This window comes from Azospirillum sp. OGB3, from assembly GCF_014192915.1.
Taxonomy (GTDB): domain Bacteria; phylum Pseudomonadota; class Alphaproteobacteria; order Azospirillales; family Azospirillaceae; genus Azospirillum.
In genome coordinates, this window is record NZ_JACHYN010000004.1 from 83644 (window position 1) to 99307 (window position 15664).

General features: G+C 67.6%; 13 protein-coding genes. 7 read left to right on the plus strand and 6 right to left on the minus strand.

Going from position 1 to position 15664, the window contains the following annotated elements; all coding sequences use genetic code 11:
* Positions 1-71: 71 nt before the first annotated feature.
* The 3 genes from FHW79_RS10695 to FHW79_RS10705 all read left to right on the plus strand — a co-directional run bounded on the left by FHW79_RS10695 (position 72) and on the right by FHW79_RS10705 (position 4630).
* Positions 72-3221 carry a PAS domain-containing protein gene (locus FHW79_RS10695; RefSeq protein ID WP_183178906.1) on the plus strand — a complete coding sequence of 1050 codons (3150 nt, stop codon included), beginning with the start codon at positions 72-74 and terminating at the stop codon, positions 3219-3221.
* A gap of 146 nt (positions 3222-3367) precedes the next feature.
* The gene (locus tag FHW79_RS10700; protein WP_183178907.1) at positions 3368-3556 is read left to right on the plus strand and encodes a hypothetical protein; all 189 of its coding nucleotides are present in this window, start codon (positions 3368-3370) and stop codon (positions 3554-3556) included.
* Between the two features lie 108 nt (positions 3557-3664).
* The gene (locus FHW79_RS10705) at positions 3665-4630 is read left to right on the plus strand and encodes a hypothetical protein (RefSeq protein WP_183178908.1); all 966 of its coding nucleotides are present in this window, start codon (positions 3665-3667) and stop codon (positions 4628-4630) included.
* A gap of 25 nt (positions 4631-4655) precedes the next feature.
* Here the strand turns inward: FHW79_RS10705 and FHW79_RS10710 are convergent, their stop codons facing one another.
* Entirely contained in the window at positions 4656-5270 is a 615-nt protein-coding gene (locus FHW79_RS10710; protein ID WP_183178909.1) for a class I SAM-dependent methyltransferase, read from the minus strand.
* Positions 5271-5432: 162 nt separating this feature from the next.
* Here FHW79_RS10710 and FHW79_RS10715 point away from each other — a divergent pair, with 162 nt between their 5' ends.
* On the plus strand, positions 5433-5762 hold the full coding sequence (locus tag FHW79_RS10715) for a hypothetical protein (RefSeq protein ID WP_183178910.1): 330 nt from the start codon (positions 5433-5435) through the stop codon (positions 5760-5762).
* Between the two features lie 13 nt (positions 5763-5775).
* Here the strand turns inward: FHW79_RS10715 and FHW79_RS10720 are convergent, their stop codons facing one another.
* Positions 5776-6105: a hypothetical protein gene (locus FHW79_RS10720; RefSeq protein WP_109071295.1), complete on the minus strand. Its 330-nt coding sequence runs from the start codon at positions 6103-6105 to the stop codon at positions 5776-5778.
* Positions 6106-6230: 125 nt separating this feature from the next.
* Positions 6231-7853: a ribonuclease J gene (locus FHW79_RS10725; protein ID WP_247884293.1), complete on the minus strand. Its 1623-nt coding sequence runs from the start codon at positions 7851-7853 to the stop codon at positions 6231-6233.
* A gap of 545 nt (positions 7854-8398) precedes the next feature.
* Between FHW79_RS10725 and FHW79_RS10730 the strand changes: the two genes are divergently transcribed.
* The gene (locus FHW79_RS10730) at positions 8399-9667 is read left to right on the plus strand and encodes a BON domain-containing protein (protein ID WP_183178911.1); all 1269 of its coding nucleotides are present in this window, start codon (positions 8399-8401) and stop codon (positions 9665-9667) included.
* A gap of 70 nt (positions 9668-9737) precedes the next feature.
* Here the strand turns inward: FHW79_RS10730 and FHW79_RS10735 are convergent, their stop codons facing one another.
* On the minus strand, positions 9738-11534 hold the full coding sequence (locus tag FHW79_RS10735) for a glycoside hydrolase family 15 protein (protein ID WP_183178912.1): 1797 nt from the start codon (positions 11532-11534) through the stop codon (positions 9738-9740).
* Between the two features lie 193 nt (positions 11535-11727).
* Between FHW79_RS10735 and FHW79_RS10740 the strand changes: the two genes are divergently transcribed.
* Positions 11728-13224 carry a right-handed parallel beta-helix repeat-containing protein gene (locus FHW79_RS10740; RefSeq protein WP_247884294.1) on the plus strand — a complete coding sequence of 499 codons (1497 nt, stop codon included), beginning with the start codon at positions 11728-11730 and terminating at the stop codon, positions 13222-13224.
* Positions 13225-13298: 74 nt separating this feature from the next.
* Here the strand turns inward: FHW79_RS10740 and FHW79_RS10745 are convergent, their stop codons facing one another.
* The gene (locus FHW79_RS10745) at positions 13299-13538 is read right to left on the minus strand and encodes a hypothetical protein (RefSeq protein WP_183178913.1); all 240 of its coding nucleotides are present in this window, start codon (positions 13536-13538) and stop codon (positions 13299-13301) included.
* Positions 13539-13579: 41 nt separating this feature from the next.
* Between FHW79_RS10745 and FHW79_RS10750 the strand changes: the two genes are divergently transcribed.
* Entirely contained in the window at positions 13580-14452 is an 873-nt protein-coding gene (locus FHW79_RS10750; RefSeq protein WP_183178914.1) for a response regulator transcription factor, read from the plus strand.
* A gap of 60 nt (positions 14453-14512) precedes the next feature.
* On the opposite strand, the gene FHW79_RS10755 is transcribed toward FHW79_RS10750, so the two are convergent.
* Complete coding sequence (locus tag FHW79_RS10755; protein WP_183178915.1) at positions 14513-15271, minus strand: response regulator transcription factor; 759 nt, start codon at positions 15269-15271, stop codon at positions 14513-14515.
* Positions 15272-15664: the final 393 nt, after the last annotated feature.

Here is a 15664-nt window from a genome sequence, read left to right on the forward strand (position 1 = left end):
TACGGGTGAAGACCAACGAGCCGGACCAGCGGCCTGGATGGTCGGCGCGTCGGTTGTCGATTCTTTTCCTTGTGGTTGCGTTACCGCTGATCGCCTTTGAGGTGCACAACATCCTGGAATTGCGCAAGTCCCGGGAAGCGGAAATCCGTCTGGAATCGATGCAGCTTCTGGATCAGGTCGAATCCGAGCAGAAGCGCATTGCCGATGACATTGAGCACGTTTTGGTTGCTCTTACGGAGATGGGCTTAGGGCAACTGTCTCCAGCGGCCTGCCAGGACACACTTTTCCGAATCAAGGCGAAATATCCTCCCTATCTGGCAATAAGCGTCAGCAACCGTTCCGGCACCATCTGGTGCTCCACCACACCGCAGGCGCGCGGCCTGTCGGTCGCCGACCGCGGCTATTGGCGAGATGCGCTGTCCACGGGGGAACTGGCCAACGGCGCCACCCTGACCTCGCGCACCACGGGACGCCCCTCCATCCCCTTCGCCCTGGCCTATAAGGACGAGAACGGCGTTCCGGCGGGGGTAGTCACGGTGCTTCTCGACACCACGTGGCTGAATCTGTTCCTTCGCGAGAAGAGTCTTCCGGAGGACGCGGAGGTGGTGATCGCCGACCGCTCCGGCATCGTCCTGGCCCACCAGCCTGAAATGCCGGACACCGTCGGCCGACCGTTGCACACGCCTTACCAAGCCCTGCTGGACCGGGGCGAGCGGCGCGTGGTCGAGGAACCTGGGCCGGACGGCCGTGTGCGTATCACCGCGGTGTCCCCGCTGGCCGCTGGCGTCCCCAACCTCTATGTCCATGTCAGCTTGGACAAGGACGAATCCATGCGGCCGGTGAACGCGGCGGCACGGCGCACCCTTGTCATCTTCGCCGGGCTTTTTCTGTTTGCCGGGCTGACCGTGGGCTGGAGCCTGTGGCGATTCCTGCGCGCGCATGAGTTGGCGCGCAGCAACGCGCTGCGCATGGCGGCGGTGCTCGGCAGCACGGTGGACGGCGTGATCGAACTGGATCGCGACTGGCGCTTCACCTCCCTAAACGACAAGGCGATTTCCCTGATCGCACAGGGCCGCGACTTGCGCGGCCGGTCGCTGTGGGAAGCCTTTCCAGAACTGGTGGACACGCCGCTGTGGCAGAAGGCTCATCAGGCAATGGCCAATCACATGCCCACGGACGCCGAGTTCCAGGGTACGCGCACCGGGCGCTGGTTCTGGATGCGGGCCTTTCCCAGTGCGGACGGCATGTCGGTCTATCTTCTCGACATCACGCGGCGGCGCCAGGCCGAGGACGATCTGCGCAAGAGCAAGGACCGGCTGAGCCTCGCTCTGGAATCGGCCATGGCCGGCTCCTTCGACTGGGATCTGGCGACCGGCCGGGGCCACTGGTCGGACGAAACCTTCCGCATCTTCGGCCTGGACCCGGCCGTGCACGAGGCGACCAGCGCCGTATGGCGATCGGTGGTCCATCCCGATGATTTCGACATCGCCACGCTGAGGGCCCAGACGGAAATGCTCGCCGAGCGGCGTGCCCACATCCGGCTTGAATACCGCATCATTCAACCCGGGGGCGCAATCCGCTGGGTCTCGTCGATCGGGCGCGTCAGCTACGGTCCGGACGGCACGCCGCTGCATTTCAGCGGCCTGAACCTCGACATCACCGAACGCAAGGCGCTGGAGGAGGCGCTGCGCCGCAGCGAGGAGCGGCTGACCATCGCGCTGGCCGCGTCGGAAGCCGGCATCTGGGATTTCGACCTGCGCGACCGGACGCTGGCCTGGTCGGACGGCATGTACCGGCTGTATGGCGTCACCCCGGACAGCTTCACACCCGGCGAGGACAGCTTCTTCAAACTGGTCCATCCGGCAGATCGGGACTCGGTGCGCCGGTTCACCAGGGACGTGCTGGAGGCCCGGCGCTCCGATTACCGCGGCGAATTCCGCATCCTTCATCCGCGCGACGGGGTGCGTTGGATCATGGCGATCGGGCGCCCCCTCTATGAGAACGGCCGTCTGGTCCGGCTCAGCGGACTGAATCTCGACATCACCGGGCGCAAGGCGATGGAGGAGGCCCTGCGCGAGGCCAAGGCCAAGGCCGACGAGGCCAACATCTCCAAGTCGAAGTTTCTGGCCGCGGCCAGCCATGACCTGCGCCAGCCGCTGCAATCCGCCCTGCTGTTCGCCGGGGTCCTGCACCATCACGTCGATCCCGCCAAGGGGCGTGGCCCTCTGGCCTCACTGGAGCGCGCGCTGGAGACGCTGAAGAGCCTTCTCGACAGTCTGCTGGACGTGTCGCGCCTCGATGCCGGCGTCATCACCCCGCAGATCGGAGCGGTGCCCCTGCGCCCGATGCTGGAGGAGATGGAGGCGGCCTATGTGCCGATCTCCTCCAGCAAGGGCCTGGAATTCACGGTCATCCAACCCGCACCGGACCTGGCGGTGCGCAGCGACCGGCTGCTGCTTGGCCGGATGCTCCGCAATCTGGTGGAGAACGCCATCCGCTACACCGAGGCAGGCTATGTCCGCATGTCCTGCGAGACGACGAACGGCACCGTCCGCATCACCGTGCAGGACAGCGGCATCGGCATCTCGGCGGAGCAGCAGACCAAGGTCTTCGAGGAATTCCATCAGGTCGGCAATCCGGAACGCGACCGCAGCCAGGGGCTCGGCCTGGGACTGGCCATCGTGCAGCGGCTGTCGCGGCTGCTGAACCATCCGGTGTCGGTCCGCTCCGAGCCGGGCCACGGCTCGGTCTTCTCCATCGAGGCGCCGCGCGCCGCTCCGGCCGCCCCCCTTCCCTCCCCCGAAGCCGAGGCGAGCCCGTCCGGCGACGGGCGGCTGGCCGTCCTGGTCGAGGATGACGTCATCGTCCTGATGGGGCTGCGGACCATCTTCCAGGAATGGGGATACGAAGTGGCCGTTGCTGGCTCCGCGGAGCAGGCGCTGGAACGGCTGCGCGGACTGGATCGCCGTCCGGACCTGGTCATCGCCGACTACCGGCTGCGCAACGGCCGGACCGGAACGGAAGCCATCGTGCAAATCCGCGGGCTGGTCGGATCGCCGGTTCCGGCGATCATCCTGACCGGCGAGATCGGCACCGAGTGCGACCGCGACGCGGCGGCGCTTGGGCTGGCCGTGGTGCGCAAGCCGGTCACCCCGCGGCAGCTTCAAAGGGCCATCCAGGATCTTCTGAACCACAACCCGTTGAGCCAAGCCGGGGACTGAGCCAATACCCGAACCGGGGAGCGGCGGACAAAAAGCGGACCAGCCTTGACGGGGCAGTGGCGCTGCCCCATATTGTGCAGTGCAACATAACGATAAGCCCTTTCCCGAGGGGGAGACGCCTTCTCAATCCTTTGAGGAGGTCCCTTATGAACACGCCTTCGACTTTCGCTTCCGCCCTTCCTTCCGAACGCGACCTGCAACTCATCCGCCGCGAAGCCGCACGGATGCGCGCCGACCATCTCCGGTCCCTGCTGGGCCGGCTGGCGGCGTTTTTGAGGGGGCGCACGGCGGATCTGACACCCCACCGCCTGGATGGCGGACGGGCCGCCGGCTGACGAGAGACGGCCCCCGTTCTTCCCTGACACATCGGCAGTAGGTCCCCGCAGGCGGTCCGCGACAGTGGCGCCTCGCGGGGCGGTTGGTCTTTGGTTGGAGTTTTTCACATGCAGAAACGAGCGGTCGCCCTGGGCGGCTTCGGTGGGTTCAACCTGCACGGCGCGGGCGTGCTGACGGCGCTCGACCGTCTGGAGCGGATGCCCGACCTGTTCACGGTCACCTCCGGGCAGATCGTCGTGCTGGCCGCCTGGCTGCGCGGCGAGGACGTGCGCCGCCTGCTTCTCGAACACACGGGAGCGTCCGGCGGGCTGCTCCAGGCTTGGCAGACCGCGATGTTCGGACACAAGGGTGTGTTCCGCCCGGTGCTGGGCGAGCACGCGCGGCGCTGGCTGGACGTCCCGCTGTCGCCCTCGGCGGTGCTGGAACGGCTGATGCCGGCCCGCCAGTACGCCCCGGTGCGCGATCGCGACACCGTGGCCGAGATCGCCCGCACCCTGAACGAAGCCGAGGTCGGCGTCGTCTTCAACACCTACGACTTCCGCTCCGGCAACGGGCTGCTCCACGGCAATGCCGCCGCCCGCCGCCTGATGGCCGGCGAGGTCGGGCTGGAGGACATCACCGCCGACGCGGTGGAAAGCGCCCTCTGGCTCTATCTCTACGGCTTCGAGGAGGCTCCCGGCGGGCTGATCGACGGCGCCTATCACCGCAGCATCATCCTGTCGGAACTGCACGGCTTCGACGAGGTGACGGTGGCCGCGCCCTTCCCCGTCTCCTGGATCGGGCCGGTGCCGCGCAACCAGCTCGAGGTGGAAAACTGGAAGATCCGCCAGTGGTTCGCCAACTCCTACAAGGCGGAGGTCGCGCGGCTGCGCCGGGTGATCGAACTGATGGAGCGCGGGACGCTGAACGACCCGGCCTACCGCATCCGCTCGCTGACCGAGCTGCCGCTGCGCCGCCATTACGGCTACTTCGACTATTTCACCGAGAAGGCCGAGGTGTTCGACGACGCGGTCGCCCAGGCGCTCGATCATTTCGGCGGCGGCCCGGCGCACGAGCAGCGGCGCGCCGGCTGAGCGGCCGAGGGAAAGGCTCGGCGGCTCAGGCCGCACGGGCCTCCACCAGCTTGACGCAATCGCTCATCACGAAGCGGCTGTCGACCGCCCCCATGCCGGCTTGCGGCAGATGGGCCTCGTAGCCCGCGGTGTAGCGGGCGCCGAAGGCGAAGCGCAGCCAGGGCGACACCACGCGCATCCACAACCGGGCCACCGAGCGTTCCGACTGGGTGTAGTCGAGGATGCGCAGCGTCCCCTCCGGCTTCAGGATGCGCCGCATCTCGCACAGCACCGGCACCTGAAGCTCCTCCGGCAGGACGCAGAAGACAAAGGTCGCCACCACATGGTCGAAATGGCCGTCGGGAAAGCCGGTGGCAGCCAGATCCAGCACCCGGAACTCCACCGCACGCCCCAGCCGGTCCGCCCGCCGGGCGGCGCGGGCCAGCATGGCCGGGCTGGCGTCCACCGCGGTCACCCGGGCGCCGGCCGGGTAGAAGGGGATGTTGCAGCCGGTGCCCGCCCCGGCATCCAGGATGCGCCCGGACAGGCTGCGGAACGTGCCCTGCCGCAGACGTCGCTTCCACATCACCTCGTAACCGAGATCCAACGCGTCGTAGAGCGGGGCAATGCGTTCGTAGGTGCGCACATAGCCAGTCTGCATGGTTCGAGACTCCACCGAAGCGGCCGGCCCGCACCGTGGCCGCGGAGGGCCGGAACCGCGTTTCGCCTGTTCTTCCTTTCATAGCAGGTGAATGTGACGGATCATCGGGCCTGGGGGCCTGGGGGCCTGGGGTCCGAAGCCCCGAAACGGAATGGAGATGGCATGGATGCGCTGAACCCGGCGGCGGAGGCCCGCCGTCAGGCCGGACTGGAAATCCAGGCGCTGGCCGAGGATTTCGAACAGAGCGACGAGGCCGCCTTCCTGCGGATGCGAATCATCGGCGGAGTGGTGGCGGGTGTGGTGACGCTGGTCCTGCTGGTGCTGCTGACCGCGGGGGCGGACTGGCGCTACCTGTTCGGCTTCTGGGTGGTGATCGTCGGCTTCATCGGGATCGGCTACGCCGTGTCCGTTTACCGCCAGCGGCAACAGACCGCGCGGCTGCGTGCCCTGGCGACCCGCTGGCTGACCGGCGGAACGGTGCCACCGGCCTGAGAACAAAGGCAGGTCAGGAAGCGCGCGAGCCGCGGCGCTTGCGGCGGCGCTGGAAGCGCTGGATGCGTTCGATCACTTCGCCCATGTCCGCCGCCTCCTCCACCTCGCCGAGATGCAGGAGGACGCGGATGTAGGTGTCGATCAGGCCGAGAACGGCCTCTTCGTCGGTGACGCCGTAGGCCGCCTGGCCCAGGGCATCGACGATCAGGGTCCCGCTGTCGGCCAGCGCCTCGGCCACCTCGTTGATGGCACGGTCGAGGGCGGTGTCGTCTCCGTCCGGCGCTTCCAGCACCGGATCGAGGATGTCGGGAAAGGAAAGCCGGTCGGCGGGATAGCCAGCCATGGGCAACTCTCCAAGAAAAAACAGGGCCGTGAGCCGGCCCCTGGTGCGCGCGAACGGAGGGTGGGTTTCCCCCTTCTGGTGATTCGTGGCCCGATGAATGGTGGCGGTGAAGGAGGATGGCCGGGTCAGGCGGCCATCGACTCCATGGCGTCGGCCAGGGGGGCGGCCAGGGCGTCCGCATCCTCCGCGACGGGCAGGCCCGTCCAGGGGATCAACTCGCGCCCGGTGTTGGCGAGGCGCTTGGCCTCCATATGGCCGATCACCGCGGTGCCTTCCCGGGCGATCCGCAGGATGTCGCCGTCTTCCGGAACCAGCGCCCGTTCCACGCCGCAGGCGCGGGCGAGGCGGGCGTGGGCCTCCAGATGCTCGATGGTGCCGTGCACCGGCACGGAGAAGCGCGGGCGGATCAGGTCGTACATGCGGATCAGGTCGTCCCGCTTGGGGTGGCCCGACACATGCACCGGCGCATCGGCCGGGGTCACCACCGTCACGCCCTTGGCCTTCAGATGGTCCTGCACATCGGCCAGCACCACCTCGTTGCCGGGGATGGCGCGGGCGGAGAAGATCACCGTGTCGCCGCTCTCCAGCCACAGGTCGCGGTGGCCGTCGCGGGCCAGCCGGCTCAGCGCCGCCCGTTCCTCGCCCTGGCTGCCGGTGCACAGGAACACGAGGTTCCGGCGCGGCGTCCAGGAGGCCTCCATGATGGAGATGAACTCCGGCGCCTTCTCCAGATAGCCGCTGGCGCGGGCCGCCTTCTCCATGCGCAGCATCGACCGGCCGACCAGCACAACCTTGCGGTCGTGGGCCGCCGCGGCCTCGGCCACCGCCTGCATGCGCGCGACGTTGGACGCGAAGCCGGTCACCGCGATGGCGCCCTTGCGCCCGGCGAAGGCTTCGATCAGGCCGGCGCGGGCGTCCGCCTCCGACCCCGTGGTGCCGTCGACGTTGGCGTTGGTGCTGTCGCACATCATCGCCAGCACGCCGCGGTCGCCCAGCCGCTTCAGCGCGTCCAGGTCCATGGTCGGGCCGACCAGCGGGTGCGGGTCGAACTTCCAGTCGCCGGTGTGCAGGACCGTGCCGGCCTTGGTGTGGATCGCCACCGACACCGGTTCGGGGATCGAGTGGGTGACGGTGATGGTCTCGATGCCGAAGGGGCCGATCTCGAAGGAGGCGCCCGGCTCGAACACCCGGATACGGGCGTGGCGCAGGCCACCGGTCTCCTTCAGCCGGTCACGGATGACGTGGGCGGCGAAGGGAGTCGCGTAGATCGGGCATTCCAGCCCCGGCCACAGATGGTGGATGGCGCCGATGTGGTCTTCGTGGGCGTGGGTGACGACCAGCCCGACCACCTCGTCCATCCGCTCCTCGATGAAGGAGGGATCGGCCATCAGGCTGTCGATGCCCGGCGCCTCGTCGCCCATGAAGGCGACGCCGGCGTCCACGATCAGCCATTTTCCGGCATGGCCGTAGAGCGCCATGTTCATGCCAATGCGCGAGCAGCCGCCGAGCGGGATGAACAGGATCTCGTCGTGGCCCGGCACCGGGCCGGGGACCGGCGCGCCGGGCGGCCGGGTCGCCTTGGGGCGCTCGTAGGGTTTGGGGTTCTGGTTCTTCTGGAAACGCGGGCCGCCGGACTTGCCGTTGCGCACATCGCCAACAATCGTGTTCGGGCGGTTGCCGCCAAAATTCGAGTTCGGGCGGTTGCCGCCCTTGGGCGCCGCGCGGCGGCGCTTGTTATCAAACGTCATACGTCCTTCTTGCTTCACAACATATCAGCCGGCATTCAACGCTGCCGGACGGGCGTGCATCGCGTGTCGATGCGGATCTCGGGGGTCTCCCCGGCCATCGGCGGCGCCATGACCCTGGGGAGGGATCGAGGCAGCCGGCCGAACCGGCCAGGGAGAGCGGTGTTCGAGCCAGTAATCCAGATGACGACGCCGGTCAACCGCTGAATCACGACCCGGAAGGGGGTTCGCCGGTCGGTCACCCGAAGGTTACGGCCATCCGCCGGCGGTGTTGCACATATGTTTCCTTCGCCGCGGCGTTCAAGGGGGCGCCTTCGCCTGATTCCCCGCGGCTTCCCCGCGACGCGCCGACGGACGGCGCGGATGCCGGAATTGCAGGCGTTTGCGGGCTCCCGAAGGCGGCCCGGTTGGCAGGCCTGTGCGGGGCGCATGGCAAAAGACACGGCCAAAGACATGGCAAAGCCACCGCCGGTCCGCGATCCTTCGCCGCCTTCCCTGTTGTTTGCGGACGCCCGGCGAACGGGCACTGTCCAAATGGGGAGCATCCCATGTCCGACTATGAATCCAGGTGGAGGAACGACCAGGGCGCCCGCCGCGACGACGACCGGTGGGAACGCGACCGCCAACGCGGCGAAGGCCGCGAGTGGAGCGCCGGTTCGTACCAGAACCGTGGCCGTGACGAGTTCGGTCCGTCGAATTGGGGCCAGTCCGGTTCGGGCCAGTCCGGCCGGTCCGGCATGATGGGCGGCGGTGGCCGCCAGCCCGGCTACGGCTATGAGGGCCAGGGCCGCGAAGGCTTCGACTACGGCCGCGACTATTGGCGCCAGCAGGAAGGCCGGGGCGATTACGGTCAAGGCTCCTATGGTCAGAGCTACGGCCAAGGCTCCGGCAATCGCGACTACGGCCGCTCCGATTACGGGTCCCGCGGCTCCTTCGGCCAGGGTCAGCGCGATTGGCGCTCCCGCGATGATCGCCAGAATTATGAGGACCGTGGCGACTACGGCCAGGACTTCGGCTACCGCGGCGGCTTCGGCCGCTCCGATTACGGCGGCGGAGCTTACGGCGGCCGGGACTATGGCAGCCGCGACTACGGCGGCATGGAGTACGGGTCCGGCTCCCGCGGCTATGGAAACCGGGACTACAGCAGCCGGGACTACGGCAACCGCGACTATGGCCGGATGGGCTATGGCGGTGGCAGCGGCTCCGGCCGCAACGAGGAGCGCGGCTTCTTCGAACGGGCGGGCGACGAGATGGCCTCCTGGTTCGGCGACGAGGACGCCGAACGCCGCCGCCGCATGGATGCCCGCAACGACGATCCCGGCGCCCAGCACCATCGGGGCCGCGGGCCGCGCGGCTACACCCGCTCCGACGACCGCATCCGCGAGGATGTGAACGACCGGTTGACCGACGATCCCTACATCGACGCGTCGGAGATCGACGTGACCGTCAGCAATTGCGAGGTCACGCTGAGCGGCACGGTGGGCGACCGCCGGACCAAGCGCCGCGCCGAGGACATGGCCGAGACCATCTCCGGCGTCCGCCACGTTCAGAACAACCTGCGCGTCCGTGAGCAGACCTTCGGCGGCGCCGGCACCACCGCCGGGGCGTCGGCGATGGCCGGGCTCGGCGGCACCGGGTCTTCCGGCACCGGCATGAGCGGCTCGGGGATGGGCAGCACCGGCATGGGCGGGTCCACAACGGGCACGTCCGGAACCTCCAGCACCTCTGGGACCGGCATGAGCGGGACGTCCGGAACCACGGACAGCACCAGCCGCACCAGCACCTCCGGCAGCACCACGGGCAGCACCACCCGCTGACCGTGCCCGCTGACCGTGACCGACACGCCCCTCCCGCCCTCACCGGCGGGAGGGGTTTTCCATTGTTCCGTCAGTCCCCGTCCTGGCGCTGCTCAGCCGGCTTCTCCGCGCGGGTCAGGTTGAAGGCGGTGTTGATCAACGCGATGTGGGAGAAGGCCTGGGGAAAGTTGCCGACCAGCCGCTTCGCCGTCGTGTCGTACTCCTCCGACAGCAGGCCCAGATCGTTGCGCAAGGCGAGCAGCCTGTTGAACAGCGCCTCGGCCTCCGCCTGCCGCCCCTGGAGCACATAGACGTCGGCCAGCCAGAAGGAGCAGGCAAGGAATACCCCCTCGCCGTCGGGAAGCCCGTCGTCGGTCCTCTCCGTCCGGTAGCGCATGACAAGGCCGTCCTGAAGCAATTCCCGCTCGATGGCGGCGACGGTGCCCTGGATGCGGGGATCGTCCACCGGCAGGAAGCCGACCATCGGCAGCATCAGCAGCGCCGCGTCGACGTGGCTCGCCCCGTAGTGCTGGACGAAGCTGTTCCGCCCCTTCGAATAGCCGTTGGTGCAGACATCCTCGAAGATGGCCCGCCGCAGCGCCCTCCAGCGCTCCAGCGGCGCCTCCAGGCCGAACTTCTCCGCGCTCTTCACCATGCGGTCCACGGCGACCCAGGCCATCACCTTGGAATGGGTAAAATGCTTGGTGCCGCCGCGCACCTCCCAGATGCCCTCGTCGGGCTGGTCCCACACCGACTCCATGTGATCAAGCAAGGCACACTGGACGCGCCAGGCCTCCGGCTGGATCTCGATGCCGCGCATCCGCGCCTGATGGGCCGCGTCCATCATCTCGCCATAGACGTCGAGCTGGAGCTGGGGGGCCGCGGCGTTGCCGACACGGACCGGGCTGGCGCCCTCGTAGCCCGGCAGCCAGGGGACCTCCCATTCCAGCAGGCGCCGCTCCCCGGCGATGCCGTACATGATCTGGATCTGCTGGGGACTGCCGGCGATGGTGCGCATGCCCCAGTCGCGCCAGTCCCGCGCCTCCTGCAGGTAGCCGGCGTTCATCAGCGCCAGCAGGGTCAGGGTGGCGTCACGCAACCAACAGTAGCGATAGTCCCAATTCCGTACACCGCCGAGCTGTTCCGGAAGCGAGGTCGTCGGCGCCGCGACGATGCCGCCGGTCGGACGGTAGGTCAGCGCCTTCAGCGTGACCAGCGAGCGCACCACCGCGTCCCGCCAGGGGCCGCCATAGGCGCAGCGCCCGCTCCACTCCTCCCAGAACCGCTCGGTCTCGGCCAGAGCCTGCTCGGCGTCGACCGGCTCCGGCAGCGGCAGGTGCGAGGGAGAATAGGTCATCACGAAGCTGAGGCTTTCGCCCTCCGCCACGGTGAAGTCGGCGACGGTGCTCATGTCCTCGCCGTGGATCGGGGCGCTGGTGTGCAGGACGACCATGTCCGGCCCGGCGATGGCGCGCAGGGTGTGCGGGCCGATCCGCGTCACCCAGGGCACGACATGCCCGTAGCCGAAGCGCAGCGTCAGGTCCATGCGCATGGCCACGCGCCCGCGCCGCCCGCGCAGGATGCGCACGATGTCCGACGCCTCGCCGCGCGGCGGCATGAAGTCGATCATGGTGACGGCGCCCTCCGCCGTCTCGAATTCCGTCTCCAGGATCAGGCTGTCACCGCGGTAGCGCCGGATCGTGCGGGCGTCGGGATCGCTCGGGCGCAACAGCCAGCGCCCGTTCTCCGGCGTGCCCAGGAGTGCCGCGAAGCAGGCGTCGGAATCGAAGCGCGGCCAGCACAGCCAGTCGATGGAGCCTTCGATGGACAGCAGGGCTGCGGTCTCGCAGTCTCCCAGAAGGGCGTAATCCTCGATGTGGGAGGCCATGGCACGCTCTCGAACGATTGGGGATGTGCTCTTGGGCAACGGACCATGACCGCTCCGGTTCCCTCCGAACAAGAACCGGAACCGACGAAGGTCGATCGTCCGGTTTGACGATTCTGGCCGCCGGACCCGCATGATAGCGTTTCCGCTCAGCGCCGCAGGCTCAGCGCCGCAGGACGACTCAATCGAGGCCACCATGAACACCGGAAGCGCGTGCCGGCGGCATGCCCCTCGCCCCGCCCGCCTCGCGGTGGCGGTCCTCCTCGCCGGCCTTCCGACGACGGCACTCGCAGCGGAGCCTGCCACCGTCGCCCTGCGGCCGGGCACCGACATCCAGGCGGTGGTGGACCGTCATCCCGCCGGCACGCGATTCCGGCTGGAGGCCGGCGTCCATCGTTTGCAGTCCATCGTTCCGAAGAACGACACCCTTTTCGAGGGCGCTCCCGGCGCGGTGCTGAGCGGAGCGCGCCGGCTCACCGCCTTCGTCCGCCGCGGCTCCGTCTGGGTTGCCCGCGGGCAGACGCAGGAGGGCCGGGTCAACGCGGCGGAGTTCTGCCGCTCCGGCTTTCCCCGTTGCGCCCGCCCGGAGGACCTGTTCATCGACGACACGCCGATGCGGCATGTCGGCAGCCGGTCCGCCGTCGGGCCGGGGCGCTGGTTCTTCGACTACGACGCCGACGAGATCCTGATCGGCGACGATCCCGCCGGGCGAACCGTGGAAACAAGCGTCACCCCCCGCGCCTTCGGCGGAACGGCGTCGGGCGTCGTCATCCGGAACCTGACCATCGAGAAATACGCGGCCCCCATCCAGGCCGCCGCCGTGGACGCGGAGTTCGGTCCCGGCTGGACCGTTCGCAACAACGTCCTGCGCCTGAATCACGGTGTCGGAGTCAACGCCGGCAACGGCAGCCGCATTCTCGACAACCGCATCCTCGACAACGGCCACGCCGGCTTTTCCGGGTCCGGGACGGACTTTCTGATCGCCGGCAACGAGATCGCCCGCAATGGCTATGCCGGCGTCGATTTCCATTGGGAGGGCGGCGGCGGCAAGGTCACCGAATCCGACGGCGGGCTCATCCGCAGCAATTGCGTCCACGACAATGTGGGCGCCGGCATTTGGGCCGACATCGATGTGCGCCGGCTGGTGATCGAGGACAATCTGGTTTTCGGCAACGCCGACAACGGTATCACCTACGAGATCAGCTACGACGGGGTGATCCGCAACAACCGGGTCGCCGACAACGGGCAGCGCGGCCAGGGCTGGTTCTGGGGCGCCCAGATCCTGATCTCCAGCGCGCGGGGCGTGAAGGTCTATGGCAACGACATCGACGTACCGAACGGCTATGGCAACGCGGTGACGGTGGTGTCACAGGACCGCGCGCCCTACACCCCCGCCGTCGGCAACGAGATCTTCGACAACCGCATCGTCATCCGCAACGCCGACGCGCGGGTCGGCGCGGTCACCGACGTGGACACCGACAACGCCGTGGTCGCCGCCGGCAACCGGCTTTTCGGCAACCGCTATCACCTTGCGGATTTGACGGAGCGCGTCTGGTTCTGGAACGACGCGGAGGCCGACTGGAACGCCATCCGCGCCCAAGGGCAGGAAACGGGCAGCATCGCCCACACCGACATTCCACAGAAGACGCCGCTGAGCTGCCCGTCCGTGCCCCCCACGATGGATGCCCGATGATCTCCCCTTCTTTCAATTCTTCCCTGGAGAGAAAGAGTCGACAGAATAATCAAGCAAAGGTTTCTTCACCACTGTTACAGTTTTGAAAAAGTTACTAATTTGGAGGTATTTTGCGGATATCCGCGCACAGTATTATGATCTTGTTTGCGATTGACGCTCAAAAGCGGCTGCGATGTTATTGGATCGAAGCGGTCGTACAGACCTCTTGCAGCATCGCCGCCGCGCTTGATCCGTTTCCATTGATCGAATAGGGCCAAAGTCTTCGCTCCGGTGATGTCGGTGGCGGCTTTGGCAACGATCCTGGGCGGTTCCACGAGGCGGCGTGTCCATGGCATGTGGCTGAGGGAGATTTTGTATGTTGCCGTGCAAAGACGGAACGCGCCTGTCCAACGCCGTCCGCCGCGCCCCATCGGTCACATCCTTCACATCCAACCACATTCTGGCCACCACGCGCCTGACGGCCGCCCCGATGAACGACTCCGGCTCGTTCGGGTCCTATTACCGGATGTCCGGGGGCGCACGTCCGCTGGGGGAGGACCAGAGCGTCACCGCCATCCTGCACGACGAAACACCGCTGACGCGGGAAAGCCTGTCCACCAGCCTGAATCTGTGTGGGCGGGGCGTGCGGGTGCTGACGGCGTCGTCGCTGGCCGACCTGGAAAGCGTGGTGCGGCAGGACGGAGCGCCGGACGTCGCGCTGGCCAATTTCAGCGGGCGGCTTGCCTCCGACCCGGATTTCCGGCCGAGGCTTGCCGAACTGCTCGCCGTCCTGGACGGCATCCCGCTCATCATGCTGTCGGATTCCGACGAGACGGCGACCGCGCTGGAAGCGATCCGGCAGGGCGCGCACGGCTACATCTCCACCACCGTCGGCCTGACCATGGCGCTGGAGGCGATCCGTCTGGTCGCCGCCGGCGGCATCTTCGTTCCGGCAACCATCCTGCACCGGTTGATCGTCTCCCAAGCCGCCTTGCCGGACCCGGTGCTTCACGCCGGCTTATCCCCCCCGGAGACCGCGGTCAACGGCAAGCCCCACCTGACGCAACTGACCCCGCGCCAACTCGCCGTCCTGGAATGCCTTCAGGAGGGCAAGCCGAACAAGGTCATCGCCCACGAACTGGGGATGCGGGAAAGCACCGTCAAAGTGCATGTCCGGAACATCCTGCGGCGGCTCGGCGCCACCAACCGGACGGAAGCGGTCTGCCGTGTCATGCGCGAGGAGAATTGAGCGCGACGCGGAGAAACGGCGCGGGTCGGCCCCGCACCGCTCCGTCACCGGACCAGCCGATCAGGGCTGATTTGATTCCAGCGGCGCGCCGCTGGACAGATGGGCGTGCGCCATGAAGGCAGCCTCCGTCCGGTTGGTGGCGCCGAGCTTTTTCAGAACGTTGCGCACATGGGCCTTGGCGGTGTTCTCGCACATGCCCAGCATGTAGGCGATGAGTTTGTTCGACTTGCCCTCGCGCATGCAGGTCAGCACGGCCATTTCGCGCGGCGTCAGCCCGCCGATCCGGTCGGTCACCGGCAGGGGGACGCCCGGCGGCGGGGCCTGTGGAACGGCGATGCCGCCCGGCGCCGGCGCGAACAGCGACTGCAGGGACGTGGCGGGCACGAAGGTCCCCCCGGCGGCGACCAGCCGGATCGCCTCCAGCATGACTCCCAGCCCGAGGCTGGGCACGATGTAGCCGCGCACGCCCAGGCGCAGGCTTTCCAGGATCATCCCCCCGTCGTCGCGGTCCGAGATGAGCACCAGCGGCACCGGCAGGCAGGCCGACACGGCGTCGCGGATGGCCGCGCACAGGACGTCGTTCAGTCCCATCTGTGCACCGATGTTGCACAGCACGACCTCGGTCCGCCCGTCCCGCGCCAGCACGCCGGAGGCGTCCTTCAGCGAGGCCACCGATCGCACGGCCATGTCCTGGCACAGCGTGCCGAGCCCGAGCGAAAAGCAATCCCGAGTGAGGCTGTTCGGGTCCGCCAGGACCACCGAAATACCTTGGGTGATCGCTGGAGCGATCCCCGATTGCTGCTTGGTCTCCGTCGTCATCCGCTCCCCCTTTCGTTCAAACGCCATTTCTCGCACCCTGTCAAACCGGGACGGCGGGCCTCAGCCCGCCCTCTCAGGCAAAAAGGGCTTCATTTTTCGGGTGAGCGCGTCCGCTCGCGGATACTCGGAAAGATTTCACTTTCTTCATTTTAGGCGCCTTTCCCTGCCGACCACATGGATTGTTTGTGTTGAAAGATCATCAGGAATGCTTGCGCGGTCTGCATTTGATGCTTTCAACGTTACCAGAACATCCAGCCCGGTAAATACGCACTTCGATGCAGGGTTTTGGCAGGCCGACGTTTTATTCCGTACCCATTTCGACGTCGATGAGACCATGTCTTCGCAGGGCGCGTACGCCTTTGTGAGGATAGGAGCGGTGCAGCGTGTTTATTT